The sequence below is a fragment of the Patescibacteria group bacterium genome, from assembly GCA_028711655.1.
GTDB lineage: Bacteria > Patescibacteriota > Patescibacteriia > Patescibacteriales > JAQTRU01 > JAQTRU01.
The window spans coordinates 1-3,813 of sequence record JAQTRU010000062.1; the positions used below are offsets into that span (position 1 = coordinate 1).

Annotated in this window: 3 protein-coding genes; 2 read left to right on the forward strand and 1 reads right to left on the reverse strand. The window is 40.9% G+C overall.

Annotation, left to right across the window (positions count from 1 at the left end; all coding sequences use genetic code 11):
• The coding region (locus PHQ42_05290) for a hypothetical protein (GenBank protein MDD5072115.1) at positions 1 to 293 on the reverse strand (293 nt) is incomplete at its 3' end.
• 335 nt (positions 294 to 628) lie between these two features.
• Between PHQ42_05290 and PHQ42_05295 the strand changes: the two genes are divergently transcribed.
• Positions 629 to 1,681, forward strand: coding sequence for an AI-2E family transporter (locus PHQ42_05295; GenBank protein MDD5072116.1), 1,053 nt, complete (start codon positions 629 to 631; stop codon positions 1,679 to 1,681).
• 157 nt (positions 1,682 to 1,838) lie between these two features.
• Positions 1,839 to 3,813: tetratricopeptide repeat protein (locus PHQ42_05300; protein ID MDD5072117.1), on the forward strand; the 1,975-nt coding region annotated here is incomplete at its 3' end.

Sequence of the window (3,813 nt, forward strand, 5' to 3'; positions counted from 1 at the left end):
TCCGCTTTGTAATAATCCCCGACTACGAATTTCATATCGTAAGTCAAGCCAGTGTCTCCGGCAAAATAGAATTTAACCCCGTTTTCAAATTCAATCACATAGCCGATCGGATTCCCCGTATAGACATAAGGAGGGACTTTGGCGCTTAAAGTTTGAAGTTCGCCATCTATTCTTTGGGTCACTTCATCCAAAACCGCCTCCAGTTTGCCGGGACCGGCATTGGCTATGTAAAGGGCTGCCAGCGAAATAACCAGCACGGCAATCATTCCTATGGCGTAAATTTTTTTGTCCATAATGATTTTTAATTAAATTAGTTAATATTTTTCGACCTTTGATTTTATTTTTAGCTTATTTTTTTTGATAACCATTTAACTTGCGCCGCATTTTTTTTATTTTGCTTCTCGCAATTATCCCCAACCTTTATTTATTTATTATTATAACATATTTAATTTGAAAACGCTAACAGGCTTATTGTATTATTGTTAGGAATGCTTTATAATATAAATAAATAATACAAATTAAAGATTTTTTATCACCGCTTTCGGCCGTCGCATTATTTCGCGGGGCAGGCCGCCGCAGGAGCGGGGCAGGCGGTTATTGTTTTGTAATTCATAGCAAAAATATCAATATGGAAATAAATAGAAAGCCCGTTAATATCAATATTTCCACGGTAACTATCGTGAAGGCCATTTTTATTATTTTGGCCCTTTATTTTTTGTATTTGGTAAGGGAAATTTTAGTTATTATTTTTATTTCTTTGATTTTGGCGAGCGCCCTTGATCCTTGGGTTGATTGGATGCGCAGGAAGAAGATACCCCGCGGAATAGGCATAATTCTTATTTATTTTGTTTTGTTTATCGCTATTGGCTCCTCCCTTTACCTTATTATCCCCCCGATTGCCAGCCAGATTAAAGAATTATCGGTGACCTTTCCCCATTATTTAGAAAAAGTAATTTCCGGGGCCACCGCTTTCAAAGAATACGCCTATCAGCATGGCATTTTGGACAGCATAAAAAGCGGTTTAGGCGATTTTGGCACGAACTTGGACAAGGCGGCTGGCGGAGTTTTTTCCACAGTTTCCGGAATAATGGGCGGAGTCATTTCTTTCTTTTTGATTTTAGTGATGACTTTTTATATGGTGGTTGAAGAAAGCGCGATGAAAAAAATTATCTGGTCTTTGGCTCCGGAGGAGTACCAGCCCTATATTATGCAGCTTACCAGCCGGATGCAAAGGAAAATCGGCTTATGGCTCCGCGGCCAATTAATCCTCTCCTTAATAATATTCGTCTTAACGTTTTTAGGCCTTTCTATCCTGGGGGTAAATTACGCTTTAACCCTGGCCCTGATTGCCGGACTGACCGAATTTATTCCTTATCTGGGGCCGATTTTGGCGGCTATTCCGGCGGTCTTTTTGGCTTTTACCCAATCGCCCATGCTGGCTTTGTTTACTTTGGGCCTTTATTACATCATCCAGCTAATGGAAAACCATATTATTGTGCCGAAATTGATGCAAAAAGTGGTGGGCTTGAATCCGATTGTAAGCATTGTGGTTTTGCTGGTCGGTTTCAAAGTAGCCGGAATTATCGGGGCGATTATTTCCCTGCCCGTTGCCACCGCTGTTGGCGTTTTTTTGAAAGATATGTTTGAGGGGAGAGGAGCGAGGGAGGGGAAAGAAATGTAAAGTTTAAAAATCAAAATAATAAAAATTTTCAATTTACAATTATCAATGAATTTTCAATTAATTAATTATCAAAAAATCAGTTTGAAAATTTGGGAATTGATAATTGATTGAAAATTGAAAATTGATAATTTAATAATGTTTCTGGATTTTAAGAATTATGTCCTCTCGCTTCGCTTCCATTTTAGATAGCTTAATTATTTATTTAATCAAAGGTCTGGTCTTTCTCCTGCCTTTATTTTTTTTGCCCTGGACGACTGATTTTTTTGAATTCAACAAGCAGGGTCTGCTTTGGCTGGCGGTAATTTTAACGGCTGTCTTGTGGCTGGTAAAAATGGCGGGATTTGAGAAAAAAATCATATTTAAGCGTACGCCTCTTGATATTCCGATTTTGACCTTTTTGGCCGTTGCCTTGTTAGCTAGTATTTTTAGCCAGGATAGATTTTCTTCGTTTTTTGGCTATTATGGAAACGCCGGCAACTCTTGGCTGGGCCTCTTGGCTTTAGCCATTTTTTATTTTTTAATTGTTAATCTGGCTAATGTGAGCGGGCGCTTGGCTCCCGTTTCTTTATTAAAACTCCTGTTCTATTCCCATGGCTTAATTCTTCTTTCCGCTTTTTTTTCGCTTTTCGGGCTATGGGATAAAATTTGGCAGAAAGCAAATATTTTTTATTCCTTAAAGTTTAATTTTCTTGGCAATTCTTCGGAAATGTTAGCTATTTACAGCGTTGCCATGATTGCCCTTCTGGCGGGGATGATATTTTTCGGCCGCCAAGACGGGGCAGGCCACCGCCAAAACGGGGCAGGCCACCGCCAAAACGGGGCAGGCAAAATAAGCTTTTGGCTGTTTAGAATAATTTTATTTCTTTCCTTGATTTTTTTAGCCATAACGGATTTTTTTCTTGTTTGGTGGGGGCTGGGGATTATCGGCTGCCTTTTTGTTTTTTGGGAGTTAAAAAAGGCTGGTTTTAAAACAGGGGAGTTGGGCAAAAAAAGGATTTTATTTTTTGCTTTCCTTATTCTTTTGGCCTCTGTTTTTTTAATCTTTCCTTCAAATTTAAGGGGAATTGACAGATATTTAGCCGGCCAGGATCTTTCCCCGGAAATAAACCTTGGTTTCAGAAACACCGCCCTGGTCGTTTCTCCGGCTTTGGAAAAAAACATAATGTTAGGCAGCGGACCGGGAACATTTTCCTATATTTTTTCCTCGTTTAGACCGAACAGCCTAAACAACACTGACCTTTGGCGATTCAGATTTGACCGAGGCGCTTCCTATATTTTGGAAATTTTGGGAACGATGGGAGTTTTAGGGATTTTAAGCTACCTTTTGATTTTTTCCTCCTTTCTCTATCTATCCTTTATTTTTTTAAAAAGAAAGGGGCGGGGAGAAGGCGACGATTTGCCCTTTTTTTTGTTTGCCGCCCTGGTGGTTTTAATTTTTTTCCAATTTTTTTATTATATTAATACCGCCATCCTGTTTTTGTTTTGGTTGGCGCTCGCGCTTCTAATGGTTTCCTGCCGGCAGCATCCGCGCTGGCCGGCATTTAAGGAATTAAAACTGGATGAAGACGGAGTTTCTTTTAAAGCGTTGAGGTTGGCTACATTTTTTCTTTTTTTTGCCTGGTTGGTTTTGGCCGGATTTGTTTGCCGGTATTGGCTGGCCGATTTTTACGCCCGGGCCGGCGGGGAAGCCAACCTGATTAAAGCCGCTCGGCTAAATCCTCATCGGCCTGATTACAAAATCCATCTAGCCAGAATTTATCTTAATGAAATGAGGGATGAGGCTTTAAGGCCGGTTGGCTTCCGGGATGATGAGGCGGCCAAGAAAGCGATTGACAAAAGCATTGCTTGGGCCAAGGGGGCCGCGAAAAATTGCCCTAATTGCGTAGCGGCCTGGGAAACCCTCGGCATGGTTTATCGCGATATAAGATTTTTTACGCAGGGAAGCGAAATTTGGGCGGCCAAAGCTTTTAGCCAGGCCTCTGCCTTAGAGCCCTCCAACCCGGTAATCAGGACAGCACTGGGCAAAGTTTATTTGGATGCTGATAAGCTAGATGAAGCCGAAGAGGCCCTAAGGAAAGCGTTGGAACTTAAAAATAATTATCACGAAGCGGATTTTGCCTTGGCCCGTCTTT

Bases quoted from the DNA above. Each gene is read 5' to 3' on its own strand.
- PHQ42_05295 (MDD5072116.1), top strand. From the start codon at position 629: ATGGAAATAAATAGAAAGCCCGTTAATATCAATATTTCCACGGTAACT.